Genomic DNA, 21,216 nt, shown 5'->3' with positions numbered 1-21,216 from the left:
TCGCGCTGTCCCGGTTCAGGCCTGCGACTCCTCGGCCTCGGTCTCCGCCTCGGCTTCCGGCTCCGGCGCCTCGATCCAGCCCGCCTTGACGCGGGCGGCCATCACGATCGCCTCGGCATCCTGCCGCGACAGGTCGAAGCCGTCCAGATAGCCGGAATGGCGGGTGGTCTCGCCATCCTTGCGCTCGGTCCAGCCGACCAGGTCGTCGGTGGCGCAGCCGGCGAGGTCCTCGACGCTCTTCACGTCGTTCTCGCCGAGCGCGACCATCATCGCGGTGGAAACGCCCTCGACATCGCGCAGCTCATCCTCGACGCCCAGCGCCTTGCGCTTCTCGTCGAACTCGGCCTCGACCGCCGCCAGGTGTTCCTGGGCGCGGTTCTGGATCTCGGCGGCGGTATCCTCGTCGAAGCCCTCGATCGAGGACAATTCGCTCGGCTCGACATAGGCGACTTCCTCGACCGAGCGGAAGCCTTCCGAGGCGAGCAGCTGGCCGACGGTCTCGTCGACATTGAGGGCGTTCATGAACAGCTCGGTGCGCTGCACGAACTCCTTCTGGCGGCGCTCAGACTCCTCGGCTTCAGTCAGGATGTCGATGTCCCAGCCGGTGAGTTGCGACGCCAGGCGGACATTCTGGCCGCGGCGGCCGATCGCGAGCGAGAGCTGCTCGTCCGGCACCACGACTTCGATCTTGTCCGCTTCCTCGTCCAGCACGACCTTGGCGACTTCCGCCGGCTGCAGCGCATTGACGACGAAGGTCGCGACATCGGGCGACCACGGGATGATGTCGATCTTCTCGCCCTGGAGCTCGCCGACCACGGCCTGCACGCGCGAGCCGCGCATGCCGACGCAGGCGCCAACCGGGTCAATCGAGGAATCGCGCGAGATCACCGCGATCTTGGCGCGGGAGCCCGGATCGCGGGCAACGGCCTTGACCTCGACGATCCCGTCATAGATTTCCGGCACTTCCTGGCCGAACAGCTTGGCCATGAACTGCGGATGGGTGCGCGACAGGAAGATCTGCGGTCCACGCGGCTCGCGGCGCACGTCGTAGACATAGGCGCGGGCGCGGTCGCCGACCTTGAAGGTCTCGCGCGGGATCATCTCGTCGCGGCGGATGATCGCCTCGCCACGGCCGAGATCGACGAAGACATTGCCGTATTCGACGCGCTTGACCGCGCCGTTGACGATCTCGCCGATACGATCCTTGTACTCGTCATACTGCCGGTCGCGCTCGGCCTCGCGCACCTTCTGCACGATGACCTGCTTGGCCGACTGGGCGGCGATGCGGCCGAAATCGAAAGGCGGCAGCGGATCGGCGATCACGTCGCCGACCTGGGCGGCCGGGTTGTGACGCTTGGCCTCGTCGACAGTGATCTCGACGGCGCCGTTCTCGACGAGATCGACGACCTGGAGGTGGCGGGCAAGGCGCAGCTCGCCCGACTTGGTGTTGATCTCGGCGTGCACGTCTGTCTCGGCGCCGTAGCGCGAGCGTGCCGCCTTGGCGATCGCGTCCTGCATCGCGTCGATCACGATCTGCCGGTCGATCGACTTCTCGCGGGCGACGGCGTCGGCGATCTGCAACAGCTCGAGCCGGTTGGCGCTGACAGCCATGGCGCTCACTCCTCTTCCTGTGTGTTCTTCACCGGCCCCTTGGCGCCCTTGCCCGGCTTGCGGGCCTTGGGATCACGGGGGCCGAGCGACTTGCCGCGCCCGGGTACGGGCTGGGCGATCTCGTCGGCGGGCGGCATTTCCGGCGCCAGGCCCGATTTGCCGCGCCGGAGCGATTCGGTGACCAGCGCGTCGGTCAGCACCAGCCGAGCCTCGGCGATCAGGCGCATCGGGATCGCGACATCGCGCTCCTCGTCGGCCTTGGCGTCGTCGCGGCTCAGCAGGGCGTCGGTTCCGACGGCGCCCCGCAGGATGCCACGGAAGCGCTTGCGCCCGGCGAAGGGCTCGCTGGTCTCGATCTTGGTCAGGTGGCCGGCCCAGCGCTCGAAATCGCTCGGCCTGACCAGCGGCCGGTCGATGCCCGGCGACGATACTTCCAGATGATAGGCCGTCTGAACGGGATCGTCGACGTCCAGCGCCGGCGAAACCGCCTGGCTCACGGCCTCGCAGCCTTCGACATTCATCGTGCCGTCGGGCAACTCGGCCATGATCTGGACGGTGCAGCCGTTCTGGGCGCTGATGCGCACGCGCACCAGCCGGTAGCCGAGATCCATGATCGCCGGCTCGATGATCGCCGCGACGCGCGCGGCAACGCCGCTCTCCACGACGATCCGCTCTTCCTGATCCTGGCTGTTCTGCTCGACCATCCGTATGGCTCGCCCGTCTCCCGCCGGCTCCAAAAAAACTCATGGGCGGTTCGGCCAATAAAAAAGAGCGGGCCGGTGGGCCCGCTCTTGATCGCCGGCTTACACCGAAACCAGAGCTGTTGGCCGCTATCTAGTCCCGTTTCAGCGATCTTGCAAGCCTGTCCTCGATTTCGACGATGCTGCTAACCCGCTGGTCATTCTTCATTGCTAGGATGGGGGATGGTTGAGTGGTGAGGTTGCGTGATGAGTCCTGTCGGCGCGTTGCTGCGCGATCTCGAGACGACGATGGCGCGCGGCTCGACCGACGAGCGCGCCGTCATCCTGTCGCGCCTGACCGACCTCTTCCTGGCCACGGCCAACGAGATGGGCGAGGACCAGGTCGGCGTCTTCGACGTGGTGATCGGCCGCCTCGCCCGCGCGATCGAGATGAGGGCGCGCATCGAACTGGCCGAGCGGCTCGCTCCCGTCCCCAATGCGCCGAGCGGGGTCGTGCGCCAGCTCGCACTCGACGAGATCGCGGTAGCGCGGCCGGTCCTCGTCGCCTCGCCCCGTCTCAGCGACCATGATCTCGTCGCCATCGCCGCCGCCAAGGGCCGCGATCACATGCTCGCCATCACCGAGCGTCCGGACCTCGGCGAGCCGGTCACCGATTTCCTGATCCTGCGCGGCGGGCGCGTGGTGACCCACGCCGTCGCCGCCAATCAGAGTGCCCGCTTCTCCCGCCACGGCATGGGCGTCCTCGTCATGCGCGCCGCCCAGGACGACGCCTTGCAGGTGACGCTCGGCACCCGCGCCGACATCCCCGCCGATCTCGCCGAGCAACTGCTGGCGGCCGCCAAGAGCTCGGCGCGCCGCCGACTTGAAGCTTCGTTGGAACCGTCGTTGATGGGTGCCGTCGCCGGCGCTGTCGAGCGCGGCGCCGAAGCCGTCTCGGCCCAGACGACCATCGGTGACGAGCTCGGCCGGTTCAGCAAGGCGCTGGTGGACGTCAAGGCTTTGGACGAAGCCGGCAAGCTCGACGAATCCGTGGTGGCGCAATACGCGACCTCCGGCGCGGTCGAACATGCGATCTGCGGCGTCGCCACCTTGGCCCGCCTGACCTTGCCGGCGACCGAACAGATCGTCTTCGGCCCCGATCGCGATGCGGTGCTCCTGGTGGCGCGGGGCATGGGCTGGTCCTGGGAGACGACCAGGGCGCTGATCGGCCTGCGCAAGGGCGACGGCAGGTCCGCCCCGGTGCTGGAGCGGGCCAAGCAGAGCTTCCGCAACCTGACGCCGATGACGGCGCAGCGCGTGCTCGGCTTCCTCAGGATGCGCGACGGTGCGCAGTCAGATAGCTCGGCACCCGTCCGGCCTTGACCGCTTTCGCCTCGTAGCGGGTGCGGACCCAGCCGGGATAGGGCTGGCGCCAATCGTCCGCGCTCTCGTCGATCCAGTCGAAATCAGGCGAGGCGGCGAGCCGAGCCAGCGTCCAGCCGATATAGTCGTCGATGTCGCTGGCGAAGCGGAAGCGCCCGCCCGGCCGCAGCACCCTGGCGAGCAGGGAGAGCGTCCGCTCCGAGACGAAGCGGCGCTTGCGCTGCCGGCGTTTCGGCCACGGGTCCGGATAGAGCAGGTCGGCCGCGTCGATGCTTCCTGCGGGCAGTTGCGGCAGGAGCAGCGCGGCATCGCCGTCCCAGAGCCGGATATTGCGCAGGCCTTCGTGATCGATCACGGCCAGGAACTTGGCCATGCCATTGATGAAGGGTTCGACCCCGATGAAGCCGATCTGCGGGCTCTCGCGCATGCGCGCCAGCAGATGCTCGCCGCCGCCGAAGCCGATCTCGAGCCTGACGGCTTCGACCGGGGTTGGAAAGAGCGCCTTCAGATCGGGGATCGGCCCTTCTGGCAGACGAAGCGCCGGCAAGGTCTCGGCGATGCGCTCGGCCTGGCCCTGGCGCAGGCCCTTGCCCTTGCGGCGGCCGAAGAAGGCCCGGTCTGGATCGTGCTGCTCTGTCATGGGGATGCCTTTACGGCGAGCGGCCGGAAAGAAAAAGGCCGGGGCGGCGCCCCGGCCTCGATATTCGCGCGGACGGCGTGGATCAGGCGACGGCCTTCTTCAGCGCGTCGACCAGATCGGTCTTCTCCCAGGAGAAGCTGCCGTCGCGGCCGGCCTTGCGGCCGAAATGGCCATAGGCCGCCGACTTGGCGTAGATCGGCTTGTTGAGGCCCAGATGCGTGCGGATGCCGCGCGGCGTCAGGTCCATCACTTCACCGAGCACGCTCTCGAGCTTGGCCTCTTCGACCTTGCCGGTGCCGTGCAGGTCGACATAGATCGACAGCGGCTTGGCGACGCCGATGGCGTAGGCGAGCTGGATCGTGCAGCGGTCGGCCAGCTTGGCGGCGACGACGTTCTTGGCGAGATAGCGCGCCGCATAGGCGGCCGAACGGTCGACCTTGGTCGGGTCCTTGCCCGAGAAGGCGCCGCCGCCATGGGGCGCCGCGCCACCATAGGTGTCGACGATGATCTTGCGGCCGGTCAGGCCGGCGTCGCCATCGGGGCCGCCGATCACGAACTTGCCGGTCGGGTTGACGTGCCAGACGGTGTCCTTCGAGATCCAGCCATCGGGCAGGGTCTCACGGATATAGGGCTCGACGATCTTGCGGACATCGGCCGAGGTCAGCTTCTCGTCGAGATGCTGGGTCGAGAGCACGATCTGGGTCACGCCGACCGGCTTGCCGTTCTCGTACTTGACCGTGACCTGGCTCTTGGCGTCGGGGCCGAGCTTGGCGGCCGGGCCTTCGCCGGCGTGGCGGGCCTTGGCGAGGACCTCGAGGATCTTGTGGGCGTAGTAGATCGGCGCTGCCATCAGCTCCGGCGTCTCGCGGCAGGCATAGCCGAACATGATGCCCTGGTCGCCGGCGCCGACATCCTTGTTGCTGCCTTCGTCGACGCCCTGGGCGATGTCGGCCGACTGCGGGTGCAGCAGCACGTCGATCTTGGCTTTCTTCCAGTGGAAGCCGTCCTGCTCGTAGCCGATCGCGCGGACCGCCTTGCGCGCCGCCGACTTCACCTTCGACTTGATCTGCTTCTCGTCGAGATGGGTGCGGACCTCGCCGGCGACGACGATGCGGTTGGTGGTCGCCAGCGTCTCGGCGGCGACGCGCACCTGCGCCGGGTCATGGCCCGCCTTGATCGCTTCCTTGAAGAACAGATCGACGATCTCGTCCGAGATCCGGTCGCAGACCTTGTCCGGGTGGCCTTCGGAAACGGACTCGCTGGTGAAGAGGTAGTTCTGGCGGGACACGGTCGGGATCCTTCCCAAGCTGCGGGGCGGGCGCCGGTGGAGACCTGCGCACGAATGAAAAATGCGCAGCGTCTTTTGCAGCGGAAAGGTTCGCCGTCAAGGCAAGAAATTCTTTTGACAGATATTTTGTTCGTTAAGTCGAACGAATAGGACGTGGAATCAGGCTGTTTCTCCGGATTCATCCGCCAGGGCCTCGACGAGGTCGATGACACGTCGGCGGACACGCGGGTTCTTGATGCGCACGAACGCCTTGGAAAGTTGTACGCCCTCGCTGGTGGAGAGGAAGTCGGCGACATAGGCCGTCGCCGACGCGTCGGCGAAGCCGCCGGTGGCCACGTCGCCGGCCGGGGCGCCCTCGAAGAAGAAGGCGACGGGTACGCCTAGCATCTTGGCGATCTGCTGCAGGCGGCTGGCACTGATTCTATTTGTGCCCTTCTCGTATTTCTGCACCTGCTGAAAGGTCAGGCCCAACGCCTCGCCCAGCTTTTCCTGGCTGATTCCGGCCAGCATGCGCTGCATGCGTACCCGGCTGCCGACATGACGGTCGATCGGATTCGGAAGTTTCTTCAGCATGGGCCGTTCACCTCGGATCCCACTCAACCGCACTTCCGGCCGCGCGTCTACCGCCGGCTCTGGAAGGCCATGAGCTGGTATGCATTGGTATGCGTTGATTCTTGGCCGTTCTGCGTTGAAGCTGCTAAGGTCGGAAAAGACGGGACATGTCGGGACGACATTTCAACGCGGGACGAGACGCGCTCGATTTCATCGATCGGCTGAGCACCCTCAGCGATCCGACGATGGTCGTCGCCGCTTTGCGCGATAAGCTCGCCAGCTATGGCTTCCACGCCTTCCTCATCACCGGCCTGCCGGAAATCGGCGACCGGATCGATCCGCTCGTTCTCCTCAATGGCTGGCCGCCGGGCTGGTTCGAGCTCTATCTGGAGAAGTCGTTCTCGGATTGGGACCCGATCGCGGCCCATTGCAAGACGACGATCGATCCGTTCGCCTGGAACGACGTCTATCAGGAGGGTGCGGCGCTGCCGCGCCAGCGCGAGGTGATGCACCGGGCTCGCGACTTCAACATGATCGAGGGCTTCTGCGTGCCGATCCATGGCGAAGCGGGCTTTCAGGCCGTGGTCACCATGGCTGGCGATCGGCCGGACCTGTCGCGCCAGGCCCGTTCGGCCATTCACCTGATGTCGATCTACGCGCATGGCAAGGCGGCCGATTGCCTGCGGCCGGCGCGCTGCGAGCACGTCCTGACGGTGCGCGAGCGCGAAGTCCTGACCTGGTTCGCGATCGGCAAGACGACCGAAGGCGTGGCGGAGCGCCTCGGCGTTTCCGCCGGTACGGCGGAGGCCCATTTCGAGAACGCTGCCCGCAAGCTCGGCGTCAGGGGCCGCACACGCACGGTGATCGAGGCCTATCGCCGTGGCGAGATCAGCATCTAGCGGCTGTCAGCGAAGGCTGGGCGCGGTCGAGCCGCCCGAATGCAGTGTCGCGTTGCTTCCCGAAACCAGGGCGTGTTCCGTAGGGGCGGGACTACTTCTGCGGTAGGAACAACCGTTCGAATCCGGTCGATTTCGCCCGCATCTTCCGGAATTCCGGAATACCCGGGAAACCTGAATGGAGCCAGCTTGCGTCCCTCTAGGGAGGGAAGCGGCGATGATCCACGTTATCGATGCCGGGAACCGGCACCTCTACGGGGCCGAGCTCGAGCAGCACTACCAGATTCGGCACCAGATCTATGTCGGCGAGCGCAAATGGATGGCGCTCGAGCGGTCCGATGGTCGCGAGGTCGACCAGTTCGACAACGCGGATGCGACCTATCTGCTGGCGATCGAGAACGGGCGCGTCATCGGCGGAACACGGCTCGTGCCGACGACATGTCCGCATCTAATGGCTGATGTCTTCCCGTTCCTGGCCGATGTGCGTGGGCTCCAGCGCGGCACTGATATCGTCGAATGGACGCGCATCTTCGTCGTTCCGGAGCGGCGCGGCACCGACAGCAAGGTTCTGCATACCGTTCTGGCGGGCATGTTCGAGTATTGCCTCGCCAACGACATCACAGCGATCACGGTGGTGATGGAGACGTGGTGGATGCCGCGTTTCCTGGAACTGGGCTGGGAAGTCCGGCCGCTCGGCCTGCCGACGATGATCGAAGGCATGAACTGCGTCGGCACGATCATCACGGTGAGCGAGGACGCCTATCGCCGTACCCTTGCCTTCAAGGACATCGAAGCGCCGGTCATCCTCTCGCGTCGCGACGCGAAGCGGGCCCCGGGCGAGCGGAGGATCTCGCATGGCTAATCAGCATGATACCGGCAGCAGCCGCGACAAGATCGAATACGCCCTCGGCCTGCTCACCACCCTGCTGCGCAACCAGCCGGTGCATCAGGAACTGGTGGATGTCGCCCACCGCATGGATTTGCCAGACGAGCTCTGGCTCGCAGTGCAGATCCTGTCCATGTCGGAGCCGGACCAGGTGAAGCTCAGGGACTTCCTGCTGGTGAATCCCAGCCCGCAACTGCAGCGGCTCAATCGGAACACGCTCGTCCTGACCCAGGATACACCCCGGGCCCTGCACTAGCCGTTTCCGAGCGAGACGGCCCACGATCGCGCGGAGAAGATGCGATAGAGCAACGGCCCAAGCTCTCTGCGCTCGGCTGGGATCAGCTGAGCGCGGCGAGCCAGCGCAAAATCAGGCATCGAGCATGGGCGGCCATCCTCGTGGCGTGAGCCGGTCGAATCTGCTCGCGCCGAGGCGAAGACTTATTGCTCGATGGTCTCGATCGGCGCGTCACCGAGCGATTCGACGAGATCGACGATCCGCCGGCGCACGCGCGGGCTCTTGATCCGCACGAAGGCCTTGGTCAGCTGCACGCCCTCGCTGGTCGCGAGGAAATCGGCGACATAGGTTGTGGCCGATGCATCGGCGAAGCCCTCTCCGATGCTATCGTCGGCGGGAGCGCCGTCGAAGAAGAAGGCGACGGGCACGCCCAGCATCTTGGAAATCTGCTGCAGCCGGCTGGCGCTGATCCGGTTGGTGCCCTTCTCATATTTCTGCACCTGCTGGAAGGTCAGGCCCAGTGCTTCGCCGAGCCGCTCCTGGCTGACGCCGGCGAGCATGCGGCGCATCCGGACGCGGCTGCCGACATGGCGGTCGATCGGGTTCGGTACTTTCTTCAACATGGCAGCCGGTCCCCTTTTTTTATCCGTTCAGCCAGTCGGCGGCCCGTTGAAGGCCTGGCCCGGTTGGCCATTCGGCGGCGGTCCCGAAAGAAAGTTCCAAATGGGATTACCGTCGCCGCATTATTACTCCAGCGAGCATTAGGCTGGCAACTACACCTGCGAAGAAAAGGTCGCCGAAGCGGGAATAGGGCGTCGCCGGACCAGCGCGGGGCAGCGATGTGTCGATGACACCGGTCTCACCGAGCGGCAACGCGGCGCGGATGCGCCCGTAATGGTCGGCCACCGCCGAGATGCCAGTGTTGGCGACGCGCACCAGCGGCAGACCTTCCTCGATGGCGCGTAAGCGGGCCTGGGCGAGATGCTGGTAGGGGCCGCTGGTCTGCCCGAACCAGCCGTCATTGGTCAGGTTGAGGATGAAGCCCGGCCGCGGCCCGCTCGGCATCGCCTCGCCGGGGAAGATCACCTCGTAGCAGATCAGGCTCGCCGCCGGCGGCAGGCCGCGGATCGACAGCGGCGTGCGCCGGCTACCGGAGGCGAAGCCGCCGGGAACCGAGACGAATTCGGACAGGCCGACCGCCCGGATCAGCCGTTCGAGGACAGCAGGCAGATACTCGCCGAACGGGACGAGATGGACCTTGTCGTAGCTGCCGGTGATCGTACCCTCGTCATTCACCACCTGGATCGCGTTGTAGATCGGGGGCCGGCTTTCACCAGGCAAGGTTTCGCCGGCGCGGGCCGCGCCGGTGATCAGCGTCGTGCTCGGCGGCAGCAGCGCGGCGATCCGCGCCAGTGCCTGCGGCGTGCGCCCGAGCAGGAAGGGGAAGGCCGACTCCGGCCAGATCAGATGCGTCACATCCTGCACGCCCGAGGTCGCCGGGCCGGTCGCCCGGTCGCTGAGCGCGAGGTAGTGCGACAGGATCATCTCGCTGTTGCGCGGGCTGAACTTAGCATCCTGCGGCAGGTTCGGCTGCATCAGCCGGAGTTTGACCCCGCTCAGCGCCGGAACCGGCTCTGCCGGAATCCGCCAGGCGCCGAATCCGGCCATGGCTGCCAGCGCGAGCCCTGCCAGCACAGGCGCGCGCCAGCGCCCTTCGCCCTTTTCGCCCGTACCGAGCACTGCCGGCGCGGCCCCGATCCCGACGGTCAGCGCCGTCAGCCCGTAGAGCCCGATCAGGCTGGCGCTCTGGGCCAGCCAGGCCGGGCCGGCCAGCATCATGCCGTAGACGTTCCAGGGAAAGCCGGTGAGGACATGGCCGCGCAGCCACTCGCTCAGCGCCAGCACGGCCGCCAGCACCAAGATGCGGCCGGCGCCGGTCGGCCAGAGCGCCCGCGCCAGGGCGAAACCGGCAGCCGGGAAGACGGCGAGGAAGGCCGGCAGCGCCACGACGCCGAGCGGCATCGCCCAGGCGAACTTGTCGGCCTCGACCAGGAAGGCGGCGCCGAGCCACCACAAACCGGCGAGATGATAGCCGAAGCCCCACCACCAGCCGGCGCTCGCGGCCGCCCAGAGACGCCCGCGCCGGGTTTCCGCGACGGAGCCGTCGATCAGCCAGACCGCCGCGGTCATCGGCACGACCATCAGCGGCCAGAGATCGAGCGGGGCCAGCGCCAGCGCGCCGCAGGCGCCGCAAATGAGCGCGATCAACCGGCGCGGCCAGCCCCAGGCGAGGATGACGCGGTCGGCCAGCGCCGAAAGCAGCGTCATGCGGCGTCCGGCGCGGCTGGTGCCTCGGTCGCGATCGCATCGCGGCGATGGATGCGCAGGCGCTTGACCCGGCGCGGATCGGCGTCGAGCACCTCGAATTCGAGGTCCTCCGGCCCCTTGATCAGTTCGCCGCGCACCGGCACCCGGCCGGCCAGGGTCACGATCAGCCCGCCGAGCGTATCGACCTCCTCGGCAACCTCGGCGCTCGACAGGTCGATTCCGGTCGCCTCCTTCAGCTCGTCGAGGGTAGCGCGGGCATCGGCGATGAAGCGGTTCTCGCCGGCCGGCGCGATCGCGGGAGCTTCGTCGAGATCGTGCTCGTCCTCAATGTCGCCGACGACGATCTCGACCAGGTCCTCGATCGAGATCAGCCCGTCGGTGCCGCCATATTCGTCGATCACCAGGGCGATATGGGTGCGCGTCGCCTGCATCCGGACGAGAAGGTCGACTGCCGGCATCGAGGGCGGCACGTAGAGCACCGGCCGCAGGATCTTGGCCTGGGCCAGCGTCATCGAGAGGTCGATGGCGCCCAGACTCGGGCCAGCCGGCGCCTCCGCCTCGCCGCGCAGCTTCCGGCCCGGCTTGGCCCGGGCTGCGATGAAGTCGAGGAAGTCGCGGATGTGGATCATCCCCCGGGGGTCGTCGAGCGACTCGCCATAGACGGGCAGGCGCGAATGGCCGGCGGTCCGGAACAGCGCGAGGAGGTCGCCGAGCGTCGCCTCCGAGGAGACTGCGATGACGTCGGCGCGCGGTACCATCACGTCGGCGACGCGGCGCTCGCGCAGGCTCAGCACGTTCGAGAGCATCGCCCGCTCTTGCGGCGAGAGATCGGTCACTCCGCCGCTGTCCTGCGCCAGCGCCTCGGTGATGTCCTCGCGGATCGAACCGCCCTGGCGCAGGCCGAGCCGGTCGAGGAAGTGGCCGAGCCAGTGCGCCAGGCCACGGCCTGTCGGTTCAGACGAGGAGGAAGATCGGGTGTCGTCGCTCATGACGCTGGCTGCGGCTTCTTGGTCTTGGACGCTGGGCGGGGCTGCATGGGTTCCGGCTCGGAGCCGGCATAGGGGTCGGCGATGCCGAGTCGGGCAAGCGCTGCGGTCTCCAGCGCTTCCATGCGCTGGGCCTCGGCTTCCGTCTCGTGGTCTTCGCCGAGCAGGTGCAGCAGCCCGTGGATCACCAGATGGCTGAGATGGTCGCCGAAGGATTTCTCCTCGGCGTCGGCCTCCCGGGCGACGGTCTCCAGGGCGATCACGATATCGCCGATCACCGGGCTCGATGCGATCCGCTCGGATGGCGCGGCCGGGAAAGAGAGGACATTGGTCGCCTTGTCGAAGCCGCGCCAGTCGCGGTTGACGATGCGGATGCGCTTGTCGTCGGTGAGCAGCAGGCTGAGCTCGGCGTCCGGCAGCGGCTTGACCGGAGCCAGCGCCAGCCCGGCATCGACCGCGGCGAGGATCCGCGGTCGCAAATCCTCAATCTCGCGCCATTTGCGAGACTGCATGCGGATATCGAGCGAGAGCCTGCCTATGGCAGGCTCCGTAGCTTCGGTTCGCGGCGCAGCGCGCCGCGAACGAGGTCGGTCGGTCATCGCGGCCGCTCCCGCGACAGCATCCGTTTCAGTCCGTCGGCATCGCCCTCGGCGGGAGCGTCCGGCGCGGGCAGGGCGGCAAGCCGCGCCTCGCGCTCGTCGCGCTCCTTCCGGGAGGCGTCCTCATAGGCCATGACGATCCGGCGCACGAGCGCATGGCGGACGACGTCGCCTTCCTCGAAGCGGGCATGGCCGACGCCCTCGACGCCCGAGAGCAGCCTGACCGCCTCGACCAGGCCGGAGCGCTGGCCCGGCGGCAGATCGACCTGCGAGGGGTCGCCGGTGATGATCATGCGCGAGCCCTCGCCCAGGCGGGTGAGGAACATCTTCATCTGCACGGAGGTCGCGTTCTGCGCCTCGTCGAGCAGCACAACGGCATTGCTCAGCGTGCGCCCGCGCATGAAGGCCAGCGGCGCGATCTCGATCATGCCGGTCTGCAGGGCGCGCTCGACATGGCGTGCCTCCATGAAGTCGTTGAGCGCGTCGTAGATCGGCCGCAGATACGGATCGACCTTCTCGCGCATGTCGCCGGGCAGGAAGCCGAGGCGCTCGCCGGCCTCGACTGCCGGGCGCGACAGCACCATGCGCTCGACCACGCCCTGCTCGATCAGCGAGACGGCATGGCCAACGGCGAGCCAGGTCTTGCCGGTGCCGGCCGGACCCTCGGCGAGGACGAGCTCATGACGCTTGAGCTGGCGCAGATATGCGTCCTGCGCGGCGTTGCGAGCCCGGACCGGGCCGCGCTTGCGCGTCACGACCGCGTCGAAGGCGGCCTTGCCGGCGTTGTCGGAGGGGAAGAGCGAGCGCTGTGCGTTGCTCTCCTCGATCGCGCCGTCGACCTCGCCGAGATTGACGGCCGCGCCGGTCTTGGCGCGGGCATAGAGCGTGCGCAGCACGCGGCTCGCCTGCTCGGCGGTCTCGCGTGGGCCCTTGATGGTGACGTGGTTGCCGTTCGGGCTGACGACGATACCGAGGCGCCGCTCCAGATGCGCCAGGTTCTGGTCGTAATGCCCGAAGACCAGGCCGGCGGTCTGGTTGTTGTCGAAGGTGAGCTCGACCTCTGCGCCGGGCAGGCCGTCGCGGGTCAGCGCCTCGTCGCGGCGACCGCCGCGCTCGGCTTTCGGATTGAATTGATCGGCCTGGGCCAATGCCATTGTCTCCAGTGGGAATGAGTCGGACAGGCGCAGTCAAAAACCTTCACCGCAACGCCGACGCCATCGCACGCTACGCACTCGAACCGTCTCAGGCAGCCAACCCCGGCTGCTCCACCGCGCGGCCAAACAGCGAGTTCGACCCGGCGCGTTCGATCTGGACCATGACGCGATCGCCGATCCGGTGCGTCGCGCTCTCGATCTGGACCGCCTGCATATAGGGCGTCTTGCCGGCGAGCTGGCCGGGATGCCGCCCGTTCCGCTCGATCAGAATCTCGACGGTGCGCCCGACCATGGCGTGGTTGAACTCCTGCCGATGCTGCTCGACCAAAGCCTGCAGCCGGTGGAGCCGCTCGTCGATCACGGCGGGCGGCACCTGTTCGGAAAGCTCGGCCGCGGGCGTGCCGGGGCGCGGCGAGTACTTGAACGAATAGGCCGAGGCGAAGCGCACATCGGCGATCAACCGCAGCGTCTCCTCGAAATCGGCATCGCTCTCGCCGGGGAAGCCGACGATGAAGTCGGAAGACAGGGCGATGTCAGGACGCGCCGCGCGGATCCGGTCGATCAGCCGGCGATACTCGTCGCCGGTATGCTTGCGGTTCATCGCTGCAAGAATCCGGTCGGAACCGGCCTGCACAGGCAGGTGCAGGAACGGCATCGCCTGCGGCAGGTCGCGATGGAGGGCGATCAGTTCGTCGTCCATGTCGCGCGGATGGCTCGTCGTATAGCGGATGCGGGCGATGCCCGGCACCTCGGCGATGCGCCGCATCAACCGCGCCAGCGTCCAGACCCGGCCATCGGGACCATCGCCATGATAGGCGTTGACGTTCTGGCCGAGCAGCGAGACGTCCTGCACGCCGGCTTGCGCCAACCGCTCGACTTCGGCGAGCACCTGGGCGACCGGGCGCGAGAACTCGGCGCCGCGCGTATAGGGCACGACGCAGAAGGCGCAGAACTTGTCGCAGCCCTCCTGCACGGTGACGAAGGCCGAGACGCCGCGGGCCACGATCGCCGCCGGCTTCGGCGCCGGCAGGTGATCGAACTTGTCCTCCGGCGGCAATTCCGTATCGACGACGCGGCCGCTTTTCGCCTGCGCCAGCAATTCGGGCAGGCGGTGATAGGTCTGCGGGCCGATGACGAGGTCGACGGCCGGCTGGCGGCGCTGGATCTCGGCGCCTTCGGCCTGGGCGACGCAGCCGGCGACGACGAGCGTGGTCTCGCGCCCTTGCGCCTTCCGCTCGCGCTTCAGGTCGCGCAGCTTGCCGAGCTCGGTATAGACCTTGTGCGCCGCGCGCTCGCGAATATGGCAGGTATTCAGCAGGATGAGGTCGGCGTCGTCGGGCGTCGCAGTCTCGACATAGCCCTCCTGGCCCAGGACGTCGGCCATGCGCTGGCCGTCATAGACGTTCATCTGGCAGCCATAGGACTTGATGTGGACTTTCTTCATCAACGCTGATCCGGCCTCAACCGCGTCTCCTTATCCCAATCGCCCCGGGCATGGGAATCATATCGCCGTCGCTGGTCGCCACGCAATATCCGGGCCGCAACAGTCCGCAGCCGATGCGAATCTGGCTCAGCCGCGTGACCGGCCGGTGACGGCGTCCTGCCGTGCCCGCCGGATCGCGATCTCGGCGAGGCGCGTCGCCTCCTTGCGCGAGAGCTTGCGGCCCATCTGGATCGGCTCGCCCCAGGCGAGCTCGACATCGATGGCGCCGGAATTGATCATCGCCTGGAAATGCGGCGCGAGTTCGGTGTCGCCATACCAGGACAGCGCTGAGCGCTCGGCCCGCCCGCCGCGCAGGCCGTGGAAGCCGGTATAGGTGACGCAGAGCGGATAGACCGTGGTCTCGGCCTCGTCCGCCCCGCGCACGGCTTCGTGAGCGGCCCCGAGCAGCGAGGAGCGCAGCGGCAGGACGCGCGTGCCGTCGCCGGTGGTGCCCTCGGCGAACAGCACCACCGACTGTCCGTTCTGCAGGCGCTTGCCCATCTCGCTGGCGACGCCGGCGGTGGCGCCGCGGCGCATGCGGTCGATGAAGACGGTGCGCTGCAGCGTCGAGAGCCACCCAATCACCGGCCAGGTCGCGACCTCGGCCTTGGCGACGAAGGAGAGCGGCCCGGTCGTGCCGATGACGGGAATGTCGAGCCAGGAGGTGTGATTGGCGACGATCAGCCCGCCTTGGCCTGCCGGCGGAGGCGCGCCGCGCGTGGTGATGCGCACGCCGAAGCAGCGGCAGCCCAGTTTCTGGAACAGCCGTGTGAAATAGAACGGCCGCCCGAGGCGCATCGCGACGAGCTGCGGCGGAATCAGGACGAGCGTGCCGAAGACGAGCAGCGCGAGCCGCACCATGGCGCCGGGACGGATGCCTTTCATGCTGAGCCGTTCATTCTCTGCGTTGGCGCCCCGCTTCTGCGAGCCCGGCTATAATCGGCCCTCCTACGGCCGTCTATGCCAGCCGAAGCAGAGCTCAGGCGAGATCGCGCCGCATCACCAGCGCGGCGGCGCGGCTGCCGTCCGGCTTCGGGTAGTATCCCTCGCGCCGCCCGACGGCCTCGAATCCGAGTCGCCGGTAAAGCCCGATTGCCGGCGCGTTGCCCTCCTCGACCTCGAGGAAGAGCCGTGCCGTGCCGCGCGCCGCCAATTGCGCGAGATGAGCTGACAGCAGCGTCTGCCCGAGGCCGGACCGGCGCTTCCCGCCGGCGACGACGATGCTGAGGATCTCCGCCTCGTCGGCGGCCAGCCGCGACATCACGAAACCGCAGGGCTCGCTGGCGCTGCCGATGAACACGCCCTCGGCCACGACCGCCCGGTCGGCGAGCAAGGCTGCGCATTCGCCGGGCTCCCACAGTCGCGCAAAGCCGCCCTGATGATGCAGGGCCGCGACCTGGCGGGCATGGCGGACGTCGAGCGGGCCGGTGCGGCCTGCCCTCGGCCGCTGCCTGAACAGGGTTCGGAACCAGTCCACTGCCAACTAGCGCCGCGGCAGCCGGGCGCGATCCTGCGGTGTCGTTTCCGGCGCCTTGAGGTAGAGCGGTCGCGGCGGGGCACTCTCGGGGTCGGCGATCATGCCGAGGCGCGCCACCCAGGTCACGTCCGGCGCCTTGGCGTCGTCGACGACGAGCGCGTCGAGGCCGATCGCCCAGGCCTCGTTGGCGACGGCGAGCGCGGCCGAACCGACCAGCGAGACCGGGCCGGCGCCGATGGCGCGGGCAGCGTCGCGATGGTTGACCTGGCGGACCGAGACCAGCTGCTTGCCCTGCGCATTCATCGCCTGGAACCAGACCTGGCCGTGCTTGGCGTCGACCGCGGCAGCGACGACGCGCCCGCCCTCGCGGCCGATGAAAGGTGCGGCGCTGGCGGCCAGCGTCGAGATCCCGATGGCCGGAATGCCGGCGGCAAACGCGATCGCCCGGGCCGCGCTGATGCCGACGCGCAGGCCGGTATAGCTGCCGGGGCCGATGGTGACGGCGACGCGGTCGAGTGAGGGGAAGCCGCCCTCGACCTTGGCCATCACGCGCTCGATCATAGGCATCAGCGCCTCGGCATGGCCGCGCTCCATCGCGGTCTGTTCGATCGCGAGCGGGGCGGGGTCGCCGCCGTCGAGCACGCAGGCCGAGCAGGCGCCGAGCGCGGTATCTATCGCGAGGATGCGCACGAGCTGTTTCCCGGCCTTCGGAACACTTTGATCATTTCCCCGACCGAGGCGACCGGGGAATGAGACCAATCAAACATTAGCGATCGGGGTCAAACCGCCTCGACCTCGCGCACCTGCGGCAGGAAATGCCGCAGCAGGTTCTGGATGCCGTGCTTCAGCGTCGCCGTCGAGGACGGGCAGCCCGAGCAGGAGCCCTTCATCACGAGGTAGACGGTACCGTCCTTGTAGCCGCGGAAGGTGATGTCGCCGCCGTCGCCGGCGACGGCCGGGCGGATGCGGGTCTCCAGCAGCTCCTTGATCGTGTCGACGGTCGCGGCGTCTTCCTCGGCGAAGAACTCGTCCTCGCTTTCGGCGAGTTCATCGACCGGGGCGCTGTCGCTCATCAGCGGCGCGCCCGACATGTAATGTTCCATGATCGCGCCGAGGATGGCGGGCTTGAGATGCGGCCACTCGCCCTCGGCCTTGGTCACGGTGATGAAGTCCGAGCCGAAGAACACGGCTGAGACGCCCTTGACGCCGAACAGGCGTGTCGCGAGCGGCGAGCGCTCGGCCAAGGCGGGGTCACGCAATTCGATCGGCCCCTGCGGCGAGACGCTGCGGCCGGGCAGGAACTTCAGGGTGGCGGGGTTGGGCGTGGCTTCGGTCTGGATGAACATGGCTTTGTCTCCGGCGCCGGCGGGTCAAGGCCGCCGTTCCTGGTCCCGATATAGGCCGGACGCTGGAATCATTCCAGCAGCAGCGAGCGCTGATCAGGCCAGCGCGTCGATTTCCTCGTCGGCGAGGTGTCCGGGCACGATCGCGACCGGGATCGGGAAGCTGCCGGCGCCCTTGCCGGCGAGCGCGGCGACCAATGGACCCGGCCCATCCCGACCAGTGCCCGCAGCGAGCACCAGCAGCGAGATGTCCTCGTCGGCATCGATCAGCTTGACCATCTCGTCGGCCTTGACGCCGGTGCGCACGACCTTCTCCGGCTCGAGTCCGGCCAGCGAGCGCACGGCCGCGGCGGCTGCGTCGATAAGCTCCTGCGCCTCGGCCTCGGCATCGGCCTGGACCATGTCGCCGACGCCGAGCCAGGTCTCGTCCGGCGGCGGGGTGACCACGCCGAGCAATACGATCGATGCGCCCAGGCGCGCGCAGCGCCGCGCCGCAAAGCGCACCGCCTTCGAACATTCCGGGCTGTCGTCGACGACAGCGAGGAATTTCGGGCGATGGCCCGTCTCATAGGACCGCCGTCTCTTGACCATTGCTATCGCCTGCCGCCGATTTCAGGACATGTCATGGTGACAGGCGTCGCAAGGTCAGCGCAAGCCTGTCTAGTGTCCCGATTCTGAAATTCGCCACCACCCGACATCAAGTGCGGAGCGAATTTCAGAATCATCAGGGACACTAGCAACTCTTTGATTTCTAGTGTCGTTCTTCGATTTCGAAGTTCGCTCCGCACCTGATATCGACCGAGAGCGAACTTCGAAATCACGACACTAGCGAAGCCCGCCGGATCAGCGCCGGCGCACGAAGCCGGTGATGTCCTTGACGTCGAGCATGATCGGCGCGGCGATCGCGGCGGCGCGGTCGGCGCCGTCGCTCAGGATGGCGTCGATATGGCCGGGATCGGCCAGGAGGCGCCGCATTTCGCCGGCGATCGGCGCGAGCTTGCCGACCGCGAGCTCGACCAGTGCCGCCTTGAAGCCGGAGAACTGGCTGCCGCCGAACTGCCCGAGCACCTGCGCCCTGGTCTCACCGGAGAGACCGGCATAGATCCCGACCAGGTTCTCGGCCTCCGGCCGGCCTTCCAGCCCCTTCTCCTCGGAAGGCAGCGCCTCCGGATCGGTCTTCGCCTTGCGGATCTTCTGCGCGATCATGTCGGCATCGTCGGTCAGGTTGATGCGCGAATAATCCGACGGGTCCGACTTCGACATCTTCTTGGTGCCGTCGCGCAGACTCATCACCCGCGGCGCCGGGCCCTGAATCATCGGCTCGGGCTGCGGGAAATAGCCGAGCTCGCCGGTGCCGAGGCCGAGCTCGGCGATGCGCCCGGCGAAGTCGTTGTTGAACTTCTGGGCGATGTCGCGGGTCAGCTCGAGATGCTGCTTCTGGTCCTCGCCGACCGGGACATGCGTCGCCTTGTAGAGCAGGATGTCGGCCGCCATCAGCACGGGATAGTCGTAGAGCCCGACCGAGGCGTTCTCGCGATCCTTGCCGGCCTTCTCCTTGAACTGCGTCATGCGGTTGAGCCAGCCGAGGCGCGCGATCGTATTGAACACCCAGGCGAGTTCGGCATGGCCGGAGACCTGGCTCTGGTTGAAGATGATGCTCTGCTTGGGGTCGACGCCGGCGGCGATATAGGCGGCCGCGACCTCGCGCGTGGCGCGGGTCAGCTCGGTCGGTCCTCCCCAGACGTCGAGCCCTTGCGTGATCGCGTGCATGTCGACGACGCAATAGATGCAGTCATGCGTCTTCTGCATCGCGACCCAGTTCACCAGCGCGCCGAGATAATTGCCGAGATGGAGCGTCGAAGTCGGCTGCATGCCGGAGAAGACGCGGGGAGAGAAAGCGGCCATGGGGCGCTCCGTCGTCAGGGCGAAGAAATCTTAGAGCCGGATCCGATCAGGTTGGAACAACCTGATCGGTGAATCCGTCTCTCACTTCTGGGAAGAGACCGCTTTACCGATCAGCTTGCGGCTGCAAGCCGATCGGAACGGGCTCTTGAGTCGGGGTCGATCCGCTCAGGAACGCGGCGTTCTGACGGATGCGCCGCGAAGGCGCAAGAGCCGCGGTGGCACGACAGCGTCGAAGGCGCCGAGCAGGAAGCCGGCAACGGCGTAGACCGCAGCACCCGTGCAGCACAGCACTGCCAGCGCGCCGGCGCGCCACAGCGCCGGCTGGCCCGGGCTCAGCGCGGAGAGGAGCGGCCTGAGCATGGCCTCGAGTGCAGCCATCATCAGCAGGGCGGCTATGACGATGGCGAGGATCGTCCTGGCATCGGCCCAGCGCGGCCGCCACAGCCTGTTCCGCAGCAGATCGATGCCGAGCAGCCCCGCCTGGACGATGAAGGCGAGGCTCGCCGCCAGCGCCCCGATCATCGCCGCATCACGCCAGCCGAGCAGGGCGTAGCCTGCGATCGCGGCCACGGCGACAGCGGCAAAGCCGGCGATCAGCGGCAGGCATGGCTGCCGGCGCACGAAATAGACCTGTCCGAACACCTTGGCGGCGAGCGCGAAGGGCAGGCCGCAGGCGAAGGCTGCGAGCGCGGCGGCGGTGCGCTCGCGGTCGGCGGCGTTGAACTGTCCGTTCTCGAACAGCACCGAGACGATCGGCTCGGCCAGGACGAACAGGGCCGTCGCGGCCGGAATCGCCAGCGCCAGGCCGAGCGCCAGCGCGCGGCCGAGCAGGGCGTCGTGATCCGCCTGCGAGCGTTCGCCGGCCATGGCCGAGAGCACGACCGTCCCCATCGCGACGCCGAAGAAGGAGAGCGGCAGCTGAAAGACGCGGTCGGCATAATACAGTGCCGAGACCGAGCCGGGTGCGGTCGAGGCGATCTGGGTCGAAATCAGCAGCACGAGCTGTGCTGCCGAGGCGGCGAGCAAGGTCGCCCCGCCTGTCCTGACCAGCCGTATCATGTCCGGCGACCAACGCAGGCTGAGTCGTGGCCGGCCGATGCCGTGCAGCCGCCACAGAATCATCAGGAGATGGGCAAGGCCCGTCAGGCTGAGGCAGGCGGCGAGCAGCGTCGCGCTGGCATGGCTGTCGCCGCCACGGAACAGCGCGAACAGCAGAGCGCAGAGCAGGATCGCGTTCATCAGGGACGGCGCCAGCGCCGCCACGGTGAAGCGACCCTCGGCATTGAGGAGTGCCGCGAGCAATGCGGCGAGCGTGGTCAGCAGCACGAAGGGCAGCATCAGCCGCGTGTAGTAGGCGGCGAGCGCCAGCGTCTGCGGTTCATCGGCGAAGCCGCCGGCCAGTCCGAGCACGACCCAGGGCGCGAACAGCTCAGCCAGGACGACGAAGCCGAGCAGCAGCAGGCCGAGCTGACTCGCAGCCGCGCCGGCAAAGCGCTTGGCGTCGTCCTCGCCGCGCTCGGCCTTGATCGCGAGATAGAGCGGCACGAAGGGGGCATTCAGCCCCCCTTCGCCGAGCACCCGCCGGACCAGGTTAGGTAGCCTCAGCGCCGCCAGGAAGGCATCCGCCACGGGACCGGCGCCGAGCAGGCGCGCGATCAGAACGTCACGGGCAAAGCCGAGCAGGCGCGACAGGATCGTCGCGGCGCCGACGACGAGGGAATCGCGGGCGAGGCGGGAGGTTCGCTGTGGCGATGTATCACTCACGATCGC

Annotated in this window: 22 protein-coding genes; 4 read left to right on the top strand and 18 right to left on the bottom strand. The window is 67.8% G+C overall.

Annotated features, from left to right (window positions below; all coding sequences use genetic code 11):
• Positions 1-15 precede the first annotated feature (15 nt).
• Together nusA and rimP are read right to left on the bottom strand one after the other, a co-directional pair.
• The gene (gene nusA / locus AC1DS0_RS27980) at positions 16-1,611 is read right to left on the bottom strand and encodes a transcription termination factor NusA (protein WP_476817484.1); all 1,596 of its coding nucleotides are present in this window, start codon (positions 1,609-1,611) and stop codon (positions 16-18) included.
• Positions 1,612-1,616: 5 nt separating this feature from the next.
• Positions 1,617-2,315 (bottom strand): ribosome maturation factor RimP, encoded by a 699-nt coding sequence (gene rimP / locus AC1DS0_RS27975; RefSeq protein ID WP_476817483.1) that lies wholly within the window; start codon positions 2,313-2,315, stop codon positions 1,617-1,619.
• A 243-nt stretch (positions 2,316-2,558) separates the two neighbouring features.
• Between rimP and AC1DS0_RS27970 the strand changes: the two genes are divergently transcribed.
• Positions 2,559-3,674: a DUF2336 domain-containing protein gene (locus AC1DS0_RS27970; protein WP_476817482.1), complete on the top strand. Its 1,116-nt coding sequence runs from the start codon at positions 2,559-2,561 to the stop codon at positions 3,672-3,674.
• On the opposite strand, the gene trmB is transcribed toward AC1DS0_RS27970, so the two are convergent.
• The 3 genes from trmB to AC1DS0_RS27955 all read right to left on the bottom strand — a co-directional run bounded on the left by trmB (position 3,622) and on the right by AC1DS0_RS27955 (position 6,175).
• Positions 3,622-4,314, bottom strand: coding sequence for a tRNA (guanine(46)-N(7))-methyltransferase TrmB (gene trmB / locus AC1DS0_RS27965; protein WP_476817481.1), 693 nt, complete (start codon positions 4,312-4,314; stop codon positions 3,622-3,624). The genes AC1DS0_RS27970 and trmB overlap by 53 nt on opposite strands.
• A gap of 82 nt (positions 4,315-4,396) precedes the next feature.
• Entirely contained in the window at positions 4,397-5,602 is a 1,206-nt protein-coding gene (gene metK, locus AC1DS0_RS27960; RefSeq protein ID WP_476817480.1) for a methionine adenosyltransferase, read from the bottom strand.
• Between the two features lie 159 nt (positions 5,603-5,761).
• Complete coding sequence (locus AC1DS0_RS27955) at positions 5,762-6,175, bottom strand: helix-turn-helix domain-containing protein (protein WP_476817479.1); 414 nt, start codon at positions 6,173-6,175, stop codon at positions 5,762-5,764.
• A gap of 146 nt (positions 6,176-6,321) precedes the next feature.
• Between AC1DS0_RS27955 and AC1DS0_RS27950 the strand changes: the two genes are divergently transcribed.
• The 3 genes from AC1DS0_RS27950 (at position 6,322) to AC1DS0_RS27940 (ending at position 8,192) form a co-directional block, all read left to right on the top strand.
• On the top strand, positions 6,322-7,053 hold the full coding sequence (locus AC1DS0_RS27950) for an autoinducer binding domain-containing protein (protein ID WP_476817478.1): 732 nt from the start codon (positions 6,322-6,324) through the stop codon (positions 7,051-7,053).
• Positions 7,054-7,267: 214 nt separating this feature from the next.
• On the top strand, positions 7,268-7,912 hold the full coding sequence (locus AC1DS0_RS27945; RefSeq protein ID WP_476817477.1) for an acyl-homoserine-lactone synthase: 645 nt from the start codon (positions 7,268-7,270) through the stop codon (positions 7,910-7,912).
• Complete coding sequence (locus AC1DS0_RS27940; RefSeq protein WP_476817476.1) at positions 7,905-8,192, top strand: hypothetical protein; 288 nt, start codon at positions 7,905-7,907, stop codon at positions 8,190-8,192. The genes AC1DS0_RS27945 and AC1DS0_RS27940 overlap by 8 nt, the downstream gene beginning before the upstream one ends.
• A gap of 182 nt (positions 8,193-8,374) precedes the next feature.
• Here AC1DS0_RS27940 and AC1DS0_RS27935 read toward each other — a convergent pair whose 3' ends face one another.
• From AC1DS0_RS27935 to murJ, 13 genes are all read right to left on the bottom strand, one after another.
• Positions 8,375-8,794, bottom strand: a complete 420-nt coding sequence (locus tag AC1DS0_RS27935) for a helix-turn-helix domain-containing protein (RefSeq protein ID WP_476817475.1) — start codon at positions 8,792-8,794, stop codon at positions 8,375-8,377.
• Between the two features lie 106 nt (positions 8,795-8,900).
• Positions 8,901-10,499 (bottom strand): apolipoprotein N-acyltransferase, encoded by a 1,599-nt coding sequence (gene lnt, locus AC1DS0_RS27930; protein ID WP_476817474.1) that lies wholly within the window; start codon positions 10,497-10,499, stop codon positions 8,901-8,903.
• The gene (locus tag AC1DS0_RS27925; RefSeq protein WP_476817473.1) at positions 10,496-11,488 is read right to left on the bottom strand and encodes a hemolysin family protein; all 993 of its coding nucleotides are present in this window, start codon (positions 11,486-11,488) and stop codon (positions 10,496-10,498) included. The genes lnt and AC1DS0_RS27925 overlap by 4 nt, the downstream gene beginning before the upstream one ends.
• On the bottom strand, positions 11,485-11,997 hold the full coding sequence (gene ybeY, locus AC1DS0_RS27920) for an rRNA maturation RNase YbeY (RefSeq protein ID WP_476817472.1): 513 nt from the start codon (positions 11,995-11,997) through the stop codon (positions 11,485-11,487). Before ybeY ends, AC1DS0_RS27925 begins: the two co-directional genes overlap by 4 nt.
• Positions 11,998-12,080: 83 nt before the next feature.
• Positions 12,081-13,232 carry a PhoH family protein gene (locus tag AC1DS0_RS27915; protein WP_476817471.1) on the bottom strand — a complete coding sequence of 384 codons (1,152 nt, stop codon included), beginning with the start codon at positions 13,230-13,232 and terminating at the stop codon, positions 12,081-12,083.
• Between the two features lie 94 nt (positions 13,233-13,326).
• Positions 13,327-14,682 (bottom strand): tRNA (N6-isopentenyl adenosine(37)-C2)-methylthiotransferase MiaB, encoded by a 1,356-nt coding sequence (miaB, locus tag AC1DS0_RS27910; RefSeq protein WP_476817470.1) that lies wholly within the window; start codon positions 14,680-14,682, stop codon positions 13,327-13,329.
• 126 nt (positions 14,683-14,808) lie between these two features.
• Complete coding sequence (locus AC1DS0_RS27905) at positions 14,809-15,606, bottom strand: lysophospholipid acyltransferase family protein (protein WP_476817469.1); 798 nt, start codon at positions 15,604-15,606, stop codon at positions 14,809-14,811.
• Positions 15,607-15,700: 94 nt separating this feature from the next.
• A complete protein-coding gene (locus AC1DS0_RS27900; protein WP_476817468.1) occupies positions 15,701-16,198 on the bottom strand; it encodes a GNAT family N-acetyltransferase in 498 nt (165 codons plus the stop codon).
• 6 nt (positions 16,199-16,204) lie between these two features.
• Positions 16,205-16,888: a tRNA (adenosine(37)-N6)-threonylcarbamoyltransferase complex dimerization subunit type 1 TsaB gene (gene tsaB, locus AC1DS0_RS27895; protein ID WP_476817467.1), complete on the bottom strand. Its 684-nt coding sequence runs from the start codon at positions 16,886-16,888 to the stop codon at positions 16,205-16,207.
• Positions 16,889-16,977: 89 nt separating this feature from the next.
• The gene (locus AC1DS0_RS27890; protein WP_346358203.1) at positions 16,978-17,544 is read right to left on the bottom strand and encodes a NifU family protein; all 567 of its coding nucleotides are present in this window, start codon (positions 17,542-17,544) and stop codon (positions 16,978-16,980) included.
• A gap of 93 nt (positions 17,545-17,637) precedes the next feature.
• Positions 17,638-18,132, bottom strand: a complete 495-nt coding sequence (locus AC1DS0_RS27885; protein WP_476817466.1) for a universal stress protein — start codon at positions 18,130-18,132, stop codon at positions 17,638-17,640.
• A gap of 252 nt (positions 18,133-18,384) precedes the next feature.
• Positions 18,385-19,446, bottom strand: coding sequence for a tryptophan--tRNA ligase (gene trpS / locus AC1DS0_RS27880; protein WP_476817465.1), 1,062 nt, complete (start codon positions 19,444-19,446; stop codon positions 18,385-18,387).
• 165 nt (positions 19,447-19,611) lie between these two features.
• On the bottom strand, positions 19,612-21,210 hold the full coding sequence (murJ, locus tag AC1DS0_RS27875; protein ID WP_476817464.1) for a murein biosynthesis integral membrane protein MurJ: 1,599 nt from the start codon (positions 21,208-21,210) through the stop codon (positions 19,612-19,614).
• Positions 21,211-21,216: the final 6 nt, after the last annotated feature.

This window comes from Allobosea sp. P4_H5 (assembly GCF_056400825.1).
Note: the sequence above shows the minus strand (reverse complement) of the source record. Positions and strands in the feature narration are given on the sequence as shown.

Coding starts and splice junctions, on each gene's coding strand:
- ybeY (WP_476817472.1), bottom strand. CDS start 11,997: ATGCAGTCTCGCAAATGGCGCGAGATTGAGGATTTGCGACCGCGGATC.
- AC1DS0_RS27940 (WP_476817476.1), top strand. CDS start 7,905: ATGGCTAATCAGCATGATACCGGCAGCAGCCGCGACAAGATCGAATAC.
- miaB (WP_476817470.1), bottom strand. CDS start 14,682: ATGAAGAAAGTCCACATCAAGTCCTATGGCTGCCAGATGAACGTCTAT.
- rimP (WP_476817483.1), bottom strand. CDS start 2,315: ATGGTCGAGCAGAACAGCCAGGATCAGGAAGAGCGGATCGTCGTGGAG.
- AC1DS0_RS27935 (WP_476817475.1), bottom strand. CDS start 8,794: ATGTTGAAGAAAGTACCGAACCCGATCGACCGCCATGTCGGCAGCCGC.
- AC1DS0_RS27950 (WP_476817478.1), top strand. CDS start 6,322: ATGTCGGGACGACATTTCAACGCGGGACGAGACGCGCTCGATTTCATC.
- AC1DS0_RS27905 (WP_476817469.1), bottom strand. CDS start 15,606: ATGAAAGGCATCCGTCCCGGCGCCATGGTGCGGCTCGCGCTGCTCGTC.
- AC1DS0_RS27890 (WP_346358203.1), bottom strand. CDS start 17,544: ATGTTCATCCAGACCGAAGCCACGCCCAACCCCGCCACCCTGAAGTTC.
- trmB (WP_476817481.1), bottom strand. CDS start 4,314: ATGACAGAGCAGCACGATCCAGACCGGGCCTTCTTCGGCCGCCGCAAG.
- lnt (WP_476817474.1), bottom strand. CDS start 10,499: ATGACGCTGCTTTCGGCGCTGGCCGACCGCGTCATCCTCGCCTGGGGC.
- AC1DS0_RS27945 (WP_476817477.1), top strand. CDS start 7,268: ATGATCCACGTTATCGATGCCGGGAACCGGCACCTCTACGGGGCCGAG.
- AC1DS0_RS27955 (WP_476817479.1), bottom strand. CDS start 6,175: ATGCTGAAGAAACTTCCGAATCCGATCGACCGTCATGTCGGCAGCCGG.
- nusA (WP_476817484.1), bottom strand. CDS start 1,611: ATGGCTGTCAGCGCCAACCGGCTCGAGCTGTTGCAGATCGCCGACGCC.
- AC1DS0_RS27885 (WP_476817466.1), bottom strand. CDS start 18,132: ATGGTCAAGAGACGGCGGTCCTATGAGACGGGCCATCGCCCGAAATTC.
- AC1DS0_RS27925 (WP_476817473.1), bottom strand. CDS start 11,488: ATGAGCGACGACACCCGATCTTCCTCCTCGTCTGAACCGACAGGCCGT.
- trpS (WP_476817465.1), bottom strand. CDS start 19,446: ATGGCCGCTTTCTCTCCCCGCGTCTTCTCCGGCATGCAGCCGACTTCG.
- AC1DS0_RS27970 (WP_476817482.1), top strand. CDS start 2,559: ATGAGTCCTGTCGGCGCGTTGCTGCGCGATCTCGAGACGACGATGGCG.